The sequence below is a fragment of the Sphingopyxis sp. OPL5 genome, from assembly GCF_003797775.2.
GTDB lineage: Bacteria > Pseudomonadota > Alphaproteobacteria > Sphingomonadales > Sphingomonadaceae > Sphingopyxis.
In genome coordinates, this window is record NZ_CP060725.1 from 570,636 (window position 1) to 585,913 (window position 15,278).

At 65.6% G+C, this 15,278-nt stretch carries 13 protein-coding genes; 7 read left to right on the top strand and 6 right to left on the bottom strand.

The genetic code is table 11. From position 1 onward, the window contains the following. Nucleotides 1-89: 89 nt before the first annotated feature. From EEB18_RS02755 to EEB18_RS02775, 5 genes are all read right to left on the bottom strand, one after another. Nucleotides 90-1,691, bottom strand: coding sequence for a carboxylesterase/lipase family protein (locus tag EEB18_RS02755; RefSeq protein WP_187140504.1), 1,602 nt, complete (start codon nucleotides 1,689-1,691; stop codon nucleotides 90-92). 249 nt (nucleotides 1,692-1,940) lie between these two features. After that, the gene (locus tag EEB18_RS02760) at nucleotides 1,941-3,395 is read right to left on the bottom strand and encodes a flavin-containing monooxygenase (RefSeq protein WP_187140503.1); all 1,455 of its coding nucleotides are present in this window, start codon (nucleotides 3,393-3,395) and stop codon (nucleotides 1,941-1,943) included. Continuing rightward, nucleotides 3,392-4,594 (bottom strand): dihydrolipoamide acetyltransferase family protein, encoded by a 1,203-nt coding sequence (locus EEB18_RS02765; protein WP_262408083.1) that lies wholly within the window; start codon nucleotides 4,592-4,594, stop codon nucleotides 3,392-3,394. The genes EEB18_RS02760 and EEB18_RS02765 overlap by 4 nt, the downstream gene beginning before the upstream one ends. 9 nt (nucleotides 4,595-4,603) lie before the next feature. Beyond that, entirely contained in the window at nucleotides 4,604-5,587 is a 984-nt protein-coding gene (locus tag EEB18_RS02770; RefSeq protein WP_187140502.1) for an alpha-ketoacid dehydrogenase subunit beta, read from the bottom strand. Next, nucleotides 5,577-6,524, bottom strand: coding sequence for a thiamine pyrophosphate-dependent dehydrogenase E1 component subunit alpha (locus EEB18_RS02775; protein ID WP_187140501.1), 948 nt, complete (start codon nucleotides 6,522-6,524; stop codon nucleotides 5,577-5,579). Before EEB18_RS02775 ends, EEB18_RS02770 begins: the two co-directional genes overlap by 11 nt. 220 nt (nucleotides 6,525-6,744) lie before the next feature. Here EEB18_RS02775 and EEB18_RS02780 point away from each other — a divergent pair, with 220 nt between their 5' ends. Genes EEB18_RS02780 through EEB18_RS02795 form a run of 4 tightly spaced genes read left to right on the top strand, consistent with a single transcriptional unit; the run spans nucleotide 6,745 to nucleotide 11,850 of the window. Then, complete coding sequence (locus tag EEB18_RS02780) at nucleotides 6,745-8,880, top strand: NAD(P)/FAD-dependent oxidoreductase (protein ID WP_262408084.1); 2,136 nt, start codon at nucleotides 6,745-6,747, stop codon at nucleotides 8,878-8,880. Between the two features lie 11 nt (nucleotides 8,881-8,891). Beyond that, nucleotides 8,892-10,100, top strand: a complete 1,209-nt coding sequence (locus EEB18_RS02785) for an MFS transporter (protein WP_262408085.1) — start codon at nucleotides 8,892-8,894, stop codon at nucleotides 10,098-10,100. Then, nucleotides 10,097-10,858 (top strand): SDR family NAD(P)-dependent oxidoreductase, encoded by a 762-nt coding sequence (locus tag EEB18_RS02790; RefSeq protein WP_187140499.1) that lies wholly within the window; start codon nucleotides 10,097-10,099, stop codon nucleotides 10,856-10,858. The genes EEB18_RS02785 and EEB18_RS02790 overlap by 4 nt, the downstream gene beginning before the upstream one ends. 41 nt (nucleotides 10,859-10,899) lie before the next feature. After that, nucleotides 10,900-11,850, top strand: a complete 951-nt coding sequence (locus tag EEB18_RS02795) for an alpha/beta hydrolase (RefSeq protein WP_187140498.1) — start codon at nucleotides 10,900-10,902, stop codon at nucleotides 11,848-11,850. A 3-nt stretch (nucleotides 11,851-11,853) separates the two neighbouring features. Here the strand turns inward: EEB18_RS02795 and EEB18_RS02800 are convergent, their stop codons facing one another. Then, the gene (locus tag EEB18_RS02800) at nucleotides 11,854-12,375 is read right to left on the bottom strand and encodes a nuclear transport factor 2 family protein (protein ID WP_187140497.1); all 522 of its coding nucleotides are present in this window, start codon (nucleotides 12,373-12,375) and stop codon (nucleotides 11,854-11,856) included. Between the two features lie 247 nt (nucleotides 12,376-12,622). On the opposite strand from EEB18_RS02800, the gene EEB18_RS02805 reads away from it, so the two are divergent. The 3 genes from EEB18_RS02805 to EEB18_RS02815 are packed head-to-tail and all read left to right on the top strand — an operon-like array spanning nucleotide 12,623 to nucleotide 15,278. Continuing rightward, nucleotides 12,623-13,702, top strand: coding sequence for a hypothetical protein (locus EEB18_RS02805; RefSeq protein WP_187140496.1), 1,080 nt, complete (start codon nucleotides 12,623-12,625; stop codon nucleotides 13,700-13,702). Nucleotides 13,703-13,710: 8 nt separating this feature from the next. Then, nucleotides 13,711-14,847, top strand: coding sequence for an alkene reductase (locus EEB18_RS02810; protein ID WP_262408087.1), 1,137 nt, complete (start codon nucleotides 13,711-13,713; stop codon nucleotides 14,845-14,847). 5 nt (nucleotides 14,848-14,852) lie between these two features. Then, nucleotides 14,853-15,278, top strand: coding sequence for a nuclear transport factor 2 family protein (locus EEB18_RS02815; protein ID WP_187140495.1), 426 nt, complete (start codon nucleotides 14,853-14,855; stop codon nucleotides 15,276-15,278).

Genomic DNA, 15,278 nt, shown 5'->3' on the forward strand with positions numbered 1-15,278 from the left:
AGATGCGGGTGAGGGCTGCGCCTGACCCTGCTGGCACAACCTCCCCTCCCCTTGTCGGCGGGATGCGCAGAGCTCCCTCGCCTGCCGCTTCAGCGCCGCACAGCCGCCAGTGCATCGACATTCGGAATGCGCCCGGCGGCGGCGCCACCGTTGCTGATGACAAGCGCCATCTCGTCGGCGGGCGTGTAGGCCGGCCATACCGGACCCGCGCGCGATGACGGAACGCCCGACTTTGCGAACGCCGCCCAATAATCGGTCATCAGCGCCGCCGTCGTCCGATCCTGATCGGTGACGAGTTCTGGCCGAGCGCGAAAGTGGTCGATCGCACTGAACATGTAGAAGATGTCGGTCCCGTGGGGCGAACCGGCCGTGACCGCACGCCCCGGGGTCGGCACCGCCTCGAGCCTGTAGAAATAGGTCGGCGCCTTTTGCGAGGTCGCGGCGGCCAGATCGCGTGACGCCATTCCCCATTGCAGTGCGCTAGAGAGCATCGCGAGCGCGGTCTGCCTGTCGCCCCTGGCAGTTTCGAGATAGCGCCCGACGAGCGCCTCGCGCTCCTCCGGCGTCGCGGCCGGCATAAGTCCCTCGGCCGTGAACGGACCGCCGAGCGGCACAAGTCCCGGCCCAGCGGCATTGAACGACCAGACGGCGGTCTCCATGGTTGTGTTGCCGATCAGGAAGGGAATAGCCGGGCCCTTCCCATCGCGGAGCAGCGTTCCGGGCGCGGCAACGACGAGCCGGCCGTCGATCATCGGCCCGCCCTCGGCGAAAATACCCATGATCTCCACGATCGACGGCGCCGGCGGCGCGAGCACGTCGACAGGAAGCGCGCGGAGCGCCGCCGCTGCGGCCGCATCCTCGCCCTTTATCCCGTTGCGCTCGGCGTAGCTTCGCCCGGCGCTGATCGCCGACGGTCGGCCGGGGGCATCGACATCGATCGAACGTGCGGGCTCGAGCCCGGCGCCAGACTGGACGATCGCCTTGTGGAAGAGCCCCTCGGTCACCGGCGACGCCGCGAGCGCCAGCACCGCCGCACCGCCCGCGGATTCTCCTGCGATCGTGACGTTGCCCGGGTCGCCGCCGAATTCGGCGATATGCGCCTGCACCCAGCGGAGCGCGGCGACCTGATCGAGATATCCGAAATTGCCGGTCGGCTCGTCCTCATGTCCGAGGGCCAGTGCCGGATGCGCGAAGAAGCCGAGGCGCCCGAGCCGGTAGTTGATCGTCACGAGGATGACGTCGCGCTCCGCATATGGGGTGCCGTCGAAGACCGCCTCGCTGCCCGATCCCGCGATGAAACCGCCGCCGTGGATCCAGACCAGAACGGGAAGCGATTTTTTTCCGGCGCCCGCGGGCCGCCAGATGTTGAGGAAAAGACAGTCCTCGCTCGTCGGCCCCAGGGGCGCTAACTGCGTCGGCGCCTCGAGCGCCTGCGGGCAACTCGGCCCGAAGCTCTTGGCGGCGCGCACCCCCTGCCAGGACGGAGCGGGTTGCGGGGCGCGCCAGCGAAGTTCGCCGGTCGGCGGCGCGGCGAAACGGATTCCGAGGAACCGGTCGACTTCGCCTTCGCGGACCCCTTCAAGCGTGCCGAGCGTGGTCCGAACCTGCGGCCCCCCGCCCTCGCGCGCTCCCGCAGAGCCTATGGCGACCGCGAGCGACGCTGCGACCCCCAGCCATGCAGAATGTCCCATGCCTTACCCCCTTTTCCATTTGCGCGAAGCGGCGTTCCAGCGCATCTCGACGGTTCCACCAAGAGCCGAGGCCGTCTCGAACGTCAGGCTGAAATCAGCTCGTCATGGACCCTGCGCTCGAGCCCGAAATCGAACAGATAGGCCTCCAGGTCCGACTCGGATGGAGCCCGATAGCGTCTCGGCGCCGCAACCGGCCGCGGGTAGCCGGAGCCTTGGCCCGACCGGTCGCGCGCTTTTTCGTGGATTGCGTCAGGCATATGCAAAATCGCCGAGACGGGGCTTTTCCATCGCTTCGGCGAATGCATCGTAGCTCCACGGCCAGGTGAGCGGGACGCCGTCCTTGTCGAGATACCAGCTCGTGCAGCCGCTCCCGAAGATGGTGTCGCGCGCCGCGAGCGTCCGGCGCTCGTTATAGTCGTCGAAGGCGTCGCTCCGGCATTCGACCTGCGCCTTCGCTCCCGACCGGATCGGTTCGAGCAGCTGCTCGATATAGTCCCACTGACGTTCGGCGATGTCGATCAGCGAAAAATTGCCGACCGGACCGGTCGGCCCGTTGAGCATGAAGAAATTGGGGAAGCCCGGGATGGTCACGGCATAATGGGCCGACGGGCGTTCGCGCCAGACATCGTCGAGATCGATCGCGTCGCGGCCGATGACCCGCGTCGGCCGGATGAAGCGGTCGGCGCGGAAGCCGGTCGCGAGCGCGATGACGTCGAGCTCGTAGAAGGTGCCGTCAGCCATGCGGACGCCCTCGGGTTCGATCCGCGCGATGCGGCCAACTTCGATCGCAACGTTCGGACGCTGCGCGGCGTCATAATAGCCCCAGCTGTAGATGAGACGCTTGCAGGCGGCCCGATAGTCGGGGCGCAGTTTCTCGCGAAGCTCGGGATCGCGCACCGAGGTTTCGAGATTCTCGCGGCAAAGCCGCTCGATTTCTTCCATCGCGGGCGAATCGGGATCGATGATCGCCTCGTTGAAGCGGCGGATGCCGCCCCAATATTCATCGCCGTTGCGGAGCGCCTCGATCCGCGACGGATCCGAGGCGAACTGCGCGCGATCCTCGTCGCTGTACGCAAATTGCTGGACGGGCATGATCCATTGCGGCGAACGCTGGAAATGGACGATCTCGCAGTCCTGCTGCGAAAGCGCCGTGACGATCTGGACGCCCGTCGATCCGTTGCCGATGACACCGATCCGCTTGCCGGCGGTCGAGACGTCGTAGTTCCAGCGCGCCGAGTGGAACATGTCGCCGGCGAAGCTCTCGATGCCCTCGATGGCGGGCATGTTGATATGGTGGAGGACCCCCGAGGCGGCGATCACAATGTCCGCACTGTCCTTGGTGCCGTCCTCGATCTCGACATTCCAGCGCGCGCCATCCCATTCGCAGGCGGTGACATTGCTGTTCAGGCGAAGGTGCGAACGAACGCCGAAGTCGTCGACGACCTTTTCGAAATAGTCGCGGATCTCGGGTCCCGGTGCGTAGAATGCGCTCCAGCCCGCGTGCGGCGCGAAGCTGTAGGTATAGTTATGCGCCGGCACGTCGCAGGTGAGGCCGGGATATCTATTCTCCCGCCAGGTACCGCCGATCGACTCGCCCTTCTCGTAGACGGTGAAATCGTCGATGCCTTGCTGCTTCAGGCGGACAGCGGCGAGGATGCCGGACATACCGGCCCCGACGACAATATATCTCAGTGGCTTGCTCATAATTGTTCCAGGCGCTCCTTGAGCAGGTTGAGAAACGCGATCACGGGACCGCCGTCGACCGCGCGATGGTCGAAGGACAGCGACGGCCGCACGACCTGCCGGACCTCGACCGCCCACGCGCCGTCCCGTTCGACCGCGCGCGGCGCACGAACGATGCCGGGCAGCCCGAGCAGCGCGATTTGCGGCGGGTTGAGGAGCGCCTCGGCGCGGATCGTGGGCCCGAGCGAACCCGGGTTCGAAATGGTGAAGGTGCCGCCTTCGAGATCGGCAGGCTTCAGCGCGCCCGAGCGCGCCTTCTCGGCGAGCTCGGCGATAGCCGCGGTCAGTCCCTCGGCATCGAGTGACTGGGCGTCGCGAATGACGGGCACGACGAGACCGTCGTCGGTCTCGACCGCCACACCGAGGTGCACGGACTTGAAACGCAGGAGCGCGCTATCGGTCCAGTGCGCGTTGAGAAGCCCCTGCTCGACGAGTATTTCGACCGCCGTGTGCGCGATCTGGCCGAGCACCGAGATCGAGCGCCCCGCCGCCTTGTCCGCCGCGCGGCGCGCAAAGAGCCCGCCAAGATCGATTTCCATGTCGGCGGTCAGCGTCGGGATCGCAGCGGCCTCGGTCATGCGGCGCGCGATGGTCTGGCGCCGGAGGCTGTGGGCGATAGTCTCGCAGTCGCCCGGCGCCCCTGCTCCGCCATCGGACTTGCCAGCAGCCGCAAGCACGTCGTCACCGGTGATGCGGCCCCCGGGTCCGGTCCCCGCCAGCGTCGTCAGGTCGACCCCATGCTCCGCGGCAAGGCGGCGCACGAGCGGCGAGAGCCGCTGCCCCTCCTCGGTTGGCGCAGCGGCGGCAGCTGCCGGGGCGACAGGCGCGTCGGCGGCAACCGCCGCCGGCGCTCCGGCTTCAGCCGGCGCCGCGCTATCGCGCGCCGCCAGCGCCGCCGCGATATCGCCCTGCGACGTTCCGGCCGCAGCCCAGAGACCGACGAGGTCGCCGACCTTCATCGGCGCATCGGGCTCGGCGAGCTGGCGGACGAGAATGCCGGGGCCATCCGCTTCGATTTCGGTGGCCGTCTTGTCGGTTTCGACCTCGTAGAGAATGTCGCCGTCCGCATAGGTCTCGCCTTCGCGAACGACCCAGGACAGCAGCTTCGCATTTTCCACCGATCCCATGTGCGGGATCTTGAGTTCCTTCAATATGCTCATGGCCTGCTCCTAGATTGCCGCGAGTTCGCGCGCCATGGCAGCGATGGCGTCGACCGAAGGGATCGCCAGTGCCTCGAGGTCGGCATGCTGGGCGAGCGGGAAATCGCGGGCGCCGAGCCGCATGACCGGCGCTTCGAGATCGAAAAAGATGCGCTCCTGGATCTGCGCCGCAATCTCGGCGCCGGGACCGGCGGTCTTGGCGGCCTCGTGCACGACCATCGCGCGGTGGGTCCGGCTGACCGAGGACAGCACGCAGTCCCAGTCGAGCGGAACGAGCGAGCGCAGGTCGATCACCTCGGCGTCGATGCCTTCGCCCGCAAGCGCCTCCGCCGCCTCGAGCGACCTCGGGACCATCGATCCATAGGTGATGATCGACAGGCTCGTGCCCGGCCGCTTGATGGCCGCCTTGCCGATCGGGACGATGAATTCGGGATCGAGCGGAACATCGCCGCGGCTCCAGCCAAGCCCCTGCACCGAATGGAAGAGCACGGGATTGGGCTCGCGGAGTGCCGCCTTCATCAATCCCTTCGCATCCTCGGCGTTCGACGGCACGACGACCTTGAGACCGGGGAAATGCATCCCGAGCACTTCGGTGCAGCTCGAATGCTCTGGGCCTGCGCCGCCCATTGTGCCGATCGGGAAGATGATTACCGCATGCATCGGCACGTCGAGGCCGTGCATGTAACGCCATTTCGCGAGCTTGTGGTAGATCTCGTCGCCCGCGATGAGCGCGAAGTCGCCGAAGCCCATGTTCACGACGGGCTTCATGCCCGCGATCGAGGCACCGGCCGCGAGGCCGGCCTCGAAGGCTTCCGAGATGCCGCAGTCGATGACCCGGTCGGTGCCGAACTCGGATGCAAGTCCCTTCTCGGCACCGAACCAGCCGCCGGTCGCGACACCCTGTCCGAGAATGAAGATCGAATCGTCCCGGCGCATTTCCTCGACAAGAGCGAGCCCCATCGCCGCGTTATAGCCCATCATTTCATGCGACATGATACAGATCCCGTTCGATTACCGAGGCATCGGGCGACGGTGCCGCCATCGCTTCGTCATAGGCGGCCTTCACATCGGCCTCGGCCTCTTCCAGAAGGCGCGCCGCCGTGTTGCCGCCGAGCAGCAGCGCATGGACGTCGAGCGGATCGCGGTAATCGTCGAACTCCGACTCGCTGCGATAGTTTTGCGGGTCGCCAGAATAATGGCCGCGGCGGCGCACGACCTTCGCCTCGATGAGGGTCGGCCCCTCCCCGGCGCGCGCACGCGCGACCGCTTCGCGGGTCGCTTCGTAGACGGCGACCGTATCCTGGCCATCGACGGTAACACCGGGAATATGATAGCCGGCGGCGAAATCGGCGATGTTCGTGGTCGGCGATACGTCGCTGAGACGCGTCCCCACCAGAAGGCCGTTGTTCTCGCAAAAGTAGATGAGCGGCAGCTTCCACGCAGCCGCGTGCATCATCGTCTCGTGAAAGGTGCCGCGGGCGGTGGTGCCATCGCCGAAATTGGCGAGGCTGACACGGCCGTCCTTGCGGATCTTCGAGGCGAGCGCCGAGCCGCCGGCGAGCGGATAGACGCTGCCGAGCGTTGCGCCTTCGCCCATCACGCCGATACTATAGTCCGCCCAATGCGGCACGCCGCCGCCCTTGCCGCGCGTCGCGCCGTTCATCTTGCCGAGAAGATCGCCGAGAATGGGTCCGGGCTTCATGCCCTTGCCGAGCGCCCAGGCACTGCCGCGTCCCTGATACCAGAGGTAGTCGTCATCCTCGAGCGCGGCGGTGGCACCGATCGGCGCGGCCTCTTGCCCTTCGCCCGGATGCCACCAGCCCGAGAACTTATGCTCGCGCGTGTGCTTCTGGATCAGCCGTTCGATGGACCTTGCAAGGGCCATCCGGTAAAACATGGTTTCGAGCTTGTCGGATGACAGGCTGGACATGGCCGCTCTCCCAAATGTCGAGGCCCTTCTTCGCGGGCTTGGTGGCATTGTGAAATACGCAATACGCAGCATAAGTCAATTGAAGATACGCGTTTGCGTAGAGCGCGGACGGGAATTTTGCTGATTTTGTGATTGCTGGCGAACGATTCTACCGTTAGGCGTAGAGTCAAATGCCGCGAGATAGCGGTGGGAGAGTGATCATGTCCGGGACTAAACCGCTGTGAGCGCGGCGCGATTAAAGCATTTGCTGAGCCCAGGCCGCATCAACGGCATGGAGCTGCGCAACCGAATCTTCTTCTCGCCTATGGGATCGAACCTCGCCGAAGTGGATGGGACGGTCGGCGATGCCCTGCGCACCTATTATGTCGAGCGCGCCAAGGGCGGCGCCGGACTCGTCACCATGGGCTCGGTCTCGGTGGGTTTTCCGGAAGGCGCGAGCAACTGGCGGCAGGAAGCGATTTCGGACGATCGCTTCATTCCCGGGTTGAAGCGTCTCGCCGACGAGGTGCACGAACATGGTGCCAAGCTCGCGGCGCAGCTCCAGCATGGCGGCCTCCTTGCCATGACGGACATGCTCGACGGTCGCCCCGTCGCCTGCCCCTCGCCTCCCAAGGCGTCGAAGGATAGCGGCGATTTCGTCGACGTCATGCTCGACGAGGAGCAGCAGCGCTTCTTCGAACCTTATGCAACGATGGGCGAGATCCAGTATAATGCGCTCGACCAGGCCGGCATCGACCGCATCATCGCGATGTTCGCCGCCGCTGCCGTCCGGGCCAAGGCAGCAGGTATCGATGCCGTCGAGATCCACGGCGGGCACGGTTATATCTTCTCGAGCTTCATCTCGCCGGCCTACAACCGGCGCACCGACGAATATGGCGGCTCGGTCGAGAACCGAGCGCGGTTCCTCACACAGACGATCGCTGCCGTACGCGCGGCTGTCGGGCCCGACTATCCGGTGTGGATCCGCTTCGACAGCCAGGAATTCCTGATGGATACCGGCATTTCGATCGAGGACGCCGTGCGCGTGGCGCAGCTGGGCGAGGCCGCAGGGCTCGATGCAATCCATGTGAGCGCGCATGGCGACGGCAACTATGGGCGGACCTATTCGACCGGCCATGCGACCGATATCCGGAACTGCTTCGTCGACAATGCCGCGGCCATCAAGGCCGCTGTCAGCATTCCGGTCATCTGTCCCGGCCGCATCGAGCCCGAGGATGCCGATCGCTTCATCGCCGAGGGCAAGTTCGATTTCGTCACGATGGGCCGCAAGCTGCTCGCCGACCCGCATCTGCCGCGCAAGCTCGGCGAAGGCACGCCGGAGCGCGTCCGGCCGTGCGTCTATTGCTACACCTGCATCAGCGCAATCTTCAATTCCGAGCACATCATGTGCGCGGTCAATCCGATGACCGGCTTCGAAACCGAGCGCCAGCCGATCGCCTCCTCAAGCCGCAAGCGCATTCTTGTCGTCGGCGGAGGTCCCGGCGGCATGGAATCGGCGCGCCTGCTCTCGGACAAGGGGCATGAGGTCATCCTGTGCGAAGCCGGGCCGCGCCTCGGCGGCACGGCCCAGTTCGCTTCGGTCGCCTATGCGCCGAACCAGCGCATCGTCGACTGGCTGAAGCGTGAGGTCGCCCGCAGGCCGATCGACGTCCGGCTCTCGACTACCGTGGACGCCGACTATGCGCGAGCGCTCGGCGCCGACGAGATCGTCGTCGCGACCGGCGCCAAGCGCACGATGCCACCCATCGCCGGGAGCGACCGCGACTTCGTCTTCTCGGGCGACGACATGCGCAATCTCGTGCTGGGGCAGAATCTCGACAGCATTTCGGACAAGGTCGGAGGCGCGACCCGGCTCGCGATGAAAATGGGACGCCTTACCGGCATCACGGGCAAGCTCGAGATGCTGCGGCTCGGCTCCAAATACTGGATGCCGATCGGCGAGCGCGTCGTGATCATCGGCGGCGAGCTCGTCGGACTCGAACTCGCGGAATTTCTAGCGCACCGCGGCCGCAAGGTCACCGTCCTCGAAGAGACCAGCCGGGTCGGTAAGGGCCTGCCGCTGGTACGGCGCTTCCGCGTCGTAGACGAGTGCCGCGAGCTTGGCGTCGCGATGGTCACCAATAGCGGAGACTTCCGCATCGGCGATCATGTCGTGACCTATCGGAACGACGGCGGTCAGGATCGCAGCGTGCGCGCCGACACCGTGATCGTCGCGCAGGGCGCGACGGGCGATCAGTCCCTTGCAGACAGTTTGGAGGCGGCAGGGTTTGCGGTTCAGCTCGTCGGCGACTGTACGGGTGTCGGCTATATCGAGGGGGCGATGCGCGACGCGACGCTTGCGACGCAGGCCCTGTGATGGACCAGACAATGCCCCGCGCCGAGCACCGCAGCGGCAGCGGACTCGTCGCTGCGGTCTGTATAGGCGGCCCCGCGCTGGTTTCGCTGATCCCGATGGCGGCGGCGCCCGCAATGGTGGCGATGGCGCGCCATTTCGGCGCAAGCGCGGACAGCCAGCTCTTCTCGCAGATCGTTATGACGTTGCCCGCCGCAATGCTGGTCTTGTCTGCGCCCCTTGCAGGGCTTCTTGCGGGCAAAATAGGCCAGCGTGCCGTGCTGCTCGCCTCCCTCGTCCTGTATGTGATTGGCGGTGCGGGCGTGCTGCTCATCTCGAGCAGCGAAGCGTTGATGGCGCTGCGCGTCCTGCTCGGGATCGCGGGCGGCGGCGTCTTGACGTCTTGCCTCGGGCTCATCGGCGACCATTTCGAAGGTCATGCCCGCGAACGGCTGCTCGGCTATGCAACCTCGGCGGCGTCACTGCTCGCGGGACTGGCGCTGGTGTTCGGCGGCCGACTCGTGGACGTCGCGGGATGGCAGGCCCCCTTCGCGCTATATCTACTTGGAATCCCTACTTTGCTCGTTGCGATGGCCGTTATTCGGGACATGCCGGTTCGCGCGGCGGAGCAGGAGGCCCGGGCCGCTGCGGCGCCACGGGGGCATGCCCGCGAGATCGGGAAGGTGTGGCCCTATTATCTGCTTCTGATCCTCCTCACCCTCGGCATGTTTACGCCTGCGATCCAGGCGGGCTTCGTACTTGAGGCGCGCGGCATCGGCAGCCAGCAGACGATCGGGAGCGTCATCGCGGCAACGTCCTTTGTCGCCATGTTTACAGCCTGGGCTTATGGACATCTGAGGCGCTGGATCGGACTCCACGGCTTCCTCGTGATCGACGCCATGTGCATGGGCGCCGGAATCGTGCTGATCGGGCTCGCATCGAGCACGGCCATGATCTTCGCGGGATGCTGCCTCGTCGGGATCGGTGCCGGCATGTCGGAACCCGCGATCGCGTCGCTGATCTTCAGGAAAGCCAGCGCCGCCAGCCACGCCATCGCGATGGGCCTGATCGTCAGCGCGCTCAACGCCGGCCAATTCTTCAATCCGCTTATATTCGACCCGCTTCGCCGATCGTACGGCCCGGGAAATGCGTTCCTGGTGGTCGGCGCAGTCCTCCTCGTCGTCGGCATCTATATCATCCTGCGCCATCGCCGGGATCTTCTGCAGAAGGAAAGTGAAACATGAGTCGTCGCTTCGAGAACAAGCGCGTCCTGCTGACCGGCGGCGCATCGGGGATCGGGCGCGCGACCGCCGAGCTCTTCGCGCGCGAAGGAGCGCGGCTTGTCATAGGGGACATCGACCTTGCCGGAGCGCAGGCGGCCGCAAGAGAGCTTGGCGGAGAGGCGTTTGCTTACGATGCCTCGAACCCCGCCTCTGCCGGAGAGCTGGTTGCGAAGGCGAAAGAGGCGCTCGGCGGGATCGACTGTCTTCTCAATGTCGCCGGCATCATGACCTGGGGACGTTTCGAGGAGACGAGCGCATCGGCCTGGCAGCGAACGCTCGACATCAATCTGTCGGGCCCCTTCTACCTGTCGCAGGCCGCGATACCGCCGCTGCGGGAGAGCAAGGGCTGCATCGTCAATGTCGCCTCGGTTGGCGGAATGCATCCGGTCTACGGGACGACCGCCTATGGCGTGTCGAAGGCGGGCGTCATCGCCATGACCAAAGCCTGCGCACTCGAATTCGCCCGTGACGGCATTCGGGTCAACGCTGTTGCCCCCGGCGGTGTCGCGACGCCGATGCACGAGAAGAGCGCCGCCGGCGGCGGCGTCGATCCGTCGATCTTCACCGAAGCGGCTGCCCGCAACATGCCGAAGCTCACCGACCGAGAAGCGTGCACGCCTCCCGAGATTGCGGCGGCGATCGCTTATCTCGCGTCCGACGAAGCGCGTTACGCAACCGGCACCGTCCTCATCCTCGATGGCGGGCAGTCGACCGGCTAGGTTGCCCCCGACACGCCACAGGTCCGTTACAGGAGACTTTGATGAACGCAGGTTCGCGCCACCTTGTCGATCCGGAGCTGCTTCCGGCGCTCGATCTCATGCCCGACCTCGACCTCGATGCGGCAAGGCTCGCCGAGCTGCGCGCCGGAATGGACGCGCTGATCCCGAAGCTCGAGACGCTTCCATGCGACGGTGTCGACGTGGAGGTCGTCACCATATCCGGGCCGGGCGGCGCACCGCTGGAACTGCAGCTCTTCCGCCCAGCGGGCGCGGCAAGCGCACCCTTGCCGGCGTTCCTCCACATTCACGGTGGCGGCTACGTCCTCGGCAATGCGACGCAATCGGCGCTCGGTAACATGCGGACCGCTCGCGAGGTGGGATGTCTCGTGGCATCGGTCGAATATTCGCTCGCACCTGAGACGAGCGGGACCGGCGCGGTCGAACAATGCCATGCCGCGCTCGCCTGGCTTGCGACAAACGCTGACGATCTCGGCATCGACCCGAGCAGGATCGCCGTCGGCGGCGAAAGCGCAGGGGGCGGACTTGCCGCCGCGCTGGCGCTGCTCGCGCGCGACCGCGGAGAGGTCGTGCCCTGCTTCCAGATGCTCATTTACCCGATGCTCGATGCGTCGACCGGCCAAAGCGGCGACGAGCATCCGTTCACGGGCGAGTTCGTCTGGACCCGCGCGGCGAATCGCTTCGGCTGGGATTCGCTGCTCGCCGAGAATGCGAGCGACAGCCCCTATGTGGTGCCAGCGAGGGCGGCCGATCTATCCGGGCTGCCGCCGACCTATATGAGTGTCGGCGCCCTCGACCTCTTCGTCGAGGAAGACCTCGAATTTGCCCGCCGGCTTATGCGGGCGGGCGTCCCCGTCGAGTTTCACCTCTTTCCCGGAGCCTTTCACGGCTTCGAACTCGCTGCCGAAGCCGATGTCAGCAAACGCGCCGAAGCCGAACGGCGCACCGCCCTCGCCCGCGCCTTCGCGCGCTGACCCTCAGGCCGGCGCGTCGCCGTAAACCGCCGGCGGATCGCCGACCGCGACATATTGCGCGCGGCCGTCGTCGTCGAGCGTCTGGATCAGGCAGGAAATCCGGCGCGTCCGGGTCTCCGCAATATACCATCGGCCGTCCTCGCGGAGATAGCGGTCCTCATATTCGACCCCCATCTGCGTGATGCTGCGATTGGCGAGGATGATGGACTGGAAGTTCAGCGACCATTTGCCGGTCGCTTCGTTTTCGCCGACCAGCTCGATCACTGCGTTGGTCGCATGGTGGATGTCGTAGACACCAGGCTGACATCCCATTTGCTCGAATATGGAGACGAAGGCCTCGCGGTCGTCGAACGGCGGGAACCCCTCATAGGCGATCACCGCGCCCTTGGGCAGCAGCGTCTCGCGCAACGCGGCGACATCCTTGACATCGCACGCCCGCAGATAGCGAGCCTTGAGTTCCTTGATCTCGTCCTTCGCCTCGAGCTGGGCAAGGCGGGCGGCGAGCGCTTCGAGGGTTGCGGTCACATATTTTCCTTTCTTCGGGGCAGCGCCGACAAAGTCTGCCGGCTGCATGCGAATGGGTCTTGCAAAGGTGGTTTTCCGATCTGGACCGCGAACCGGGGGTCAGGACATGCGTCAGAATGCGCCGCCGTCATCACCTACCCTCTCCGCCGCCATATTTTCGCTTTGCGTATTTATTATCTCGAATATGCCGCACTATATGCTATCAAGTCCAGACAAAATCACGCTTTGCGGATAATCGGGAGAATATATGAGTGATCCGTCCACCGGCCTCTGGGACAGGTTCACGGCCCGCCTCGGTGAAGCGCGCGCGACGCTGCAGGCGCCGGGTGCGCCGACATCCGTTTTCGACCAGGCGGAAGGCACGCGCTATCTCAGCCGGCTCGTTCGCCTCGGCCTCGAAATCTATGTCGAGGCGGGCGATCCCGATTTTCCGACCTTCTACGTGCCGAGTCACGAGACCGCCAAGATGGGCGGCGACAATCCCGACAATTACTATCTGTCCTCGACCATCGCAGGCGATCGTGTCTACCGGATCGACGGCAATATCGGGACCGTGACCTACCTCAGTCTGGGATCGAAGGCCAATCGCTACGCGATCGACGGCACGATGCCGTCGACCGGGGAGCTTGCGAGCTCGGAGCTTCGGCCCGACGCCAACGGGAATTTCTCGGTGATCGCGTCGGTAGAGCGGCCCGACGACCCCGGTCAGGCCTGGCTGCCGCTTGCCGCCGACTCGACGATGCTACACGTTCGCCAGACTTTCCTCGATCGCCACCGGGAAACGCCGGCGACGCTCTCCATCCGGCGAATCAGTCCCGGCCCCGACGCGCCGGCACCCCTCGACCCGGAGGCGCTCGACAAGCGGATGATGGCGGCGGCCGACTTCGTCGTTGGCACCTCGAAACTGTTTGCCGGCTGGGCGGAGCTCTTCATGTCGGCACCCAACGAGATGCGCGACTGGGGCCAGGACATATTCATCAAGGCGGGCGGCGATCCCGCGATCTTCTACGTGCACGGCTATTGGGAACTCGGTCCCGACCAGGCGCTGGTCATCGAGACCGACGTTCCAGAATGTGAGCACTGGAACATCCAGGCCAATAACTGGTGGATGGAATCGTTCGACTATCGCTACCTCAACGCTCATGTAAACAAGGCCTCGGCCAAGCTCGACGACAAGGGCCGCGCAACGATCGTCCTCGCGCCCCGCGATCCGGGCTTCGGAAACTGGATCACGACCGCAGGGCATGATCGCGGCTTTGTCCTGCTGCGCTGGGTGCGTGCCGGCAGCCATCCCATTCCCACGACCCGCCTCATCGACCTTCCCTGACGGGCGTCATGAACGATATCAGCCAGGATATTTCGGACGATCCCATCGCCCGCGGGGAATTGCCCTCCCCGATGGAGCGGCTGGGCCCGCTCTTCGAGCCGGTCCGTCTGGGCGAAATCGACCTCGCCAATCGCATCGCCATGGCGCCGATGACGCGCAGCCGGGCCGGGCCCGGCGACGTCGCAACGCCGCTCATGGCGAGCTACTATTCTCAGCGGGCCGAGGCGGGACTGATCATAACCGAAGGTACCCAGCCCTCCCCGGTCGGAAAAGGCTATTGCCGCACGCCCGGAATAACGAGCGACGAGCAACAGAGCGGCTGGCGCCTGACGGTCGATGCCGTGCACGCCCGCGGCGGCCGTATCGCATTGCAGCTGATGCATTGCGGCCGCGTTGCGGCACGTGTGAACAAGGAAGACGACAGCGAAATCGTCGCCCCGTCGGCGATCCGGGCCCGCGGAACGATCTTCACCGATCGCGACGGTCTCGTGCCGATGGACGAGCCGCGGGCGCTGCGCGAAGACGAAATCGCCGCGGTGATCGATGATTATATGACGGCGGCCCGCGCCGCTCGTGCCGCCGGGTTCGACGCCGTGGAAATTCATTGCGCGAGCGGCTATCTCCCGATGCAGTTCCTCTCGCCGAGTTCGAACCACCGCACCGACGGATACGGCGGAAGTGTCGAGAAGCGCTGCCGCTTCCCCGTCGAGCTCCTGGAGGCAGTAAGCCGGGCTATCGGCAGCGGCCGCGTCGGTTTCCGCATCTGCCCGGGCTTTGACTATAACGATGTCCAGGACGATGATCCCGAGGCAAGCTACGGCGAGCTTCTGCGGGCGCTCTCGCCCCTGGGTTTAGCCTATCTCCACCTCATTCGTCTTCGCCTGCCGGATCGTGACACGCTCGACCTCGTCCGGTCCGCCTGGGACGGACCGCTGATCCTCAACAACGAGCTCACGCCCGAAACCGCGGCCGCAGCCGTCAGCGCAGGCATCGCCGACGCGGTCTCCTTTGGACGTCCCTTCATCGGAAATCCCGACCTCGTCGAACGTCTGCGCCGCGGCGCCCCGCTCGCCGGATTCGATCCCGCCTGTCTCTATACCCCCGGCCCGCAGGGCTACACCGACTATCCTGCACTCGGAGATTAGCCGCCATGTCACGCCAGTCAGCCCTCGACCAGATTGCCGCCGCGCGCGGCAAGCTTCCCCGCGAGCATATCGAGGCGGCGGTCAGGGATTTTCAGGCCACATACCGGGTCAAGGACTGGGAAAAGCGCGCATCGCTCCTTTCCGAAGATGTCGTCTTCGAGGACACCGTCGGCGTGCCCCCGCCCGCGATCGGGCGCGACGCCGCCGCGGACTATTTTCGCCTGATCATAGGGACGGGCTGGGACGTCGAAATGGAACCCGAGAAGATCATCGTGATGGGCGACGAAGCCTTCGTGATCACGCGAGGCAGCTGGGGCGTCCGCGGCGAGGTTCCCGCGCGCCTGCACCTCATCCACAATTTCAGGTTCAACGACCGCGGCGAAATCGCCCATGTTCGCATTGCCTATGACGAGGGCTGTCTGTTCGACTGA

What these genes read in the sequence shown, in the direction of transcription:
- EEB18_RS02770 (WP_187140502.1), bottom strand. Translation starts at nt 5,587, where the DNA reads ATGTCGCATGAAATGATGGGCTATAACGCGGCGATGGGGCTCGCTCTT.
- EEB18_RS02775 (WP_187140501.1), bottom strand. Translation starts at nt 6,524, where the DNA reads ATGTCCAGCCTGTCATCCGACAAGCTCGAAACCATGTTTTACCGGATG.
- EEB18_RS02755 (WP_187140504.1), bottom strand. Translation starts at nt 1,691, where the DNA reads ATGGGACATTCTGCATGGCTGGGGGTCGCAGCGTCGCTCGCGGTCGCC.
- EEB18_RS02785 (WP_262408085.1), top strand. Translation starts at nt 8,892, where the DNA reads ATGCCCCGCGCCGAGCACCGCAGCGGCAGCGGACTCGTCGCTGCGGTC.
- EEB18_RS02790 (WP_187140499.1), top strand. Translation starts at nt 10,097, where the DNA reads ATGAGTCGTCGCTTCGAGAACAAGCGCGTCCTGCTGACCGGCGGCGCA.
- EEB18_RS02805 (WP_187140496.1), top strand. Translation starts at nt 12,623, where the DNA reads ATGAGTGATCCGTCCACCGGCCTCTGGGACAGGTTCACGGCCCGCCTC.
- EEB18_RS02760 (WP_187140503.1), bottom strand. Translation starts at nt 3,395, where the DNA reads ATGAGCAAGCCACTGAGATATATTGTCGTCGGGGCCGGTATGTCCGGC.
- EEB18_RS02815 (WP_187140495.1), top strand. Translation starts at nt 14,853, where the DNA reads ATGTCACGCCAGTCAGCCCTCGACCAGATTGCCGCCGCGCGCGGCAAG.
- EEB18_RS02810 (WP_262408087.1), top strand. Translation starts at nt 13,711, where the DNA reads ATGAACGATATCAGCCAGGATATTTCGGACGATCCCATCGCCCGCGGG.
- EEB18_RS02765 (WP_262408083.1), bottom strand. Translation starts at nt 4,594, where the DNA reads ATGAGCATATTGAAGGAACTCAAGATCCCGCACATGGGATCGGTGGAA.
- EEB18_RS02795 (WP_187140498.1), top strand. Translation starts at nt 10,900, where the DNA reads ATGAACGCAGGTTCGCGCCACCTTGTCGATCCGGAGCTGCTTCCGGCG.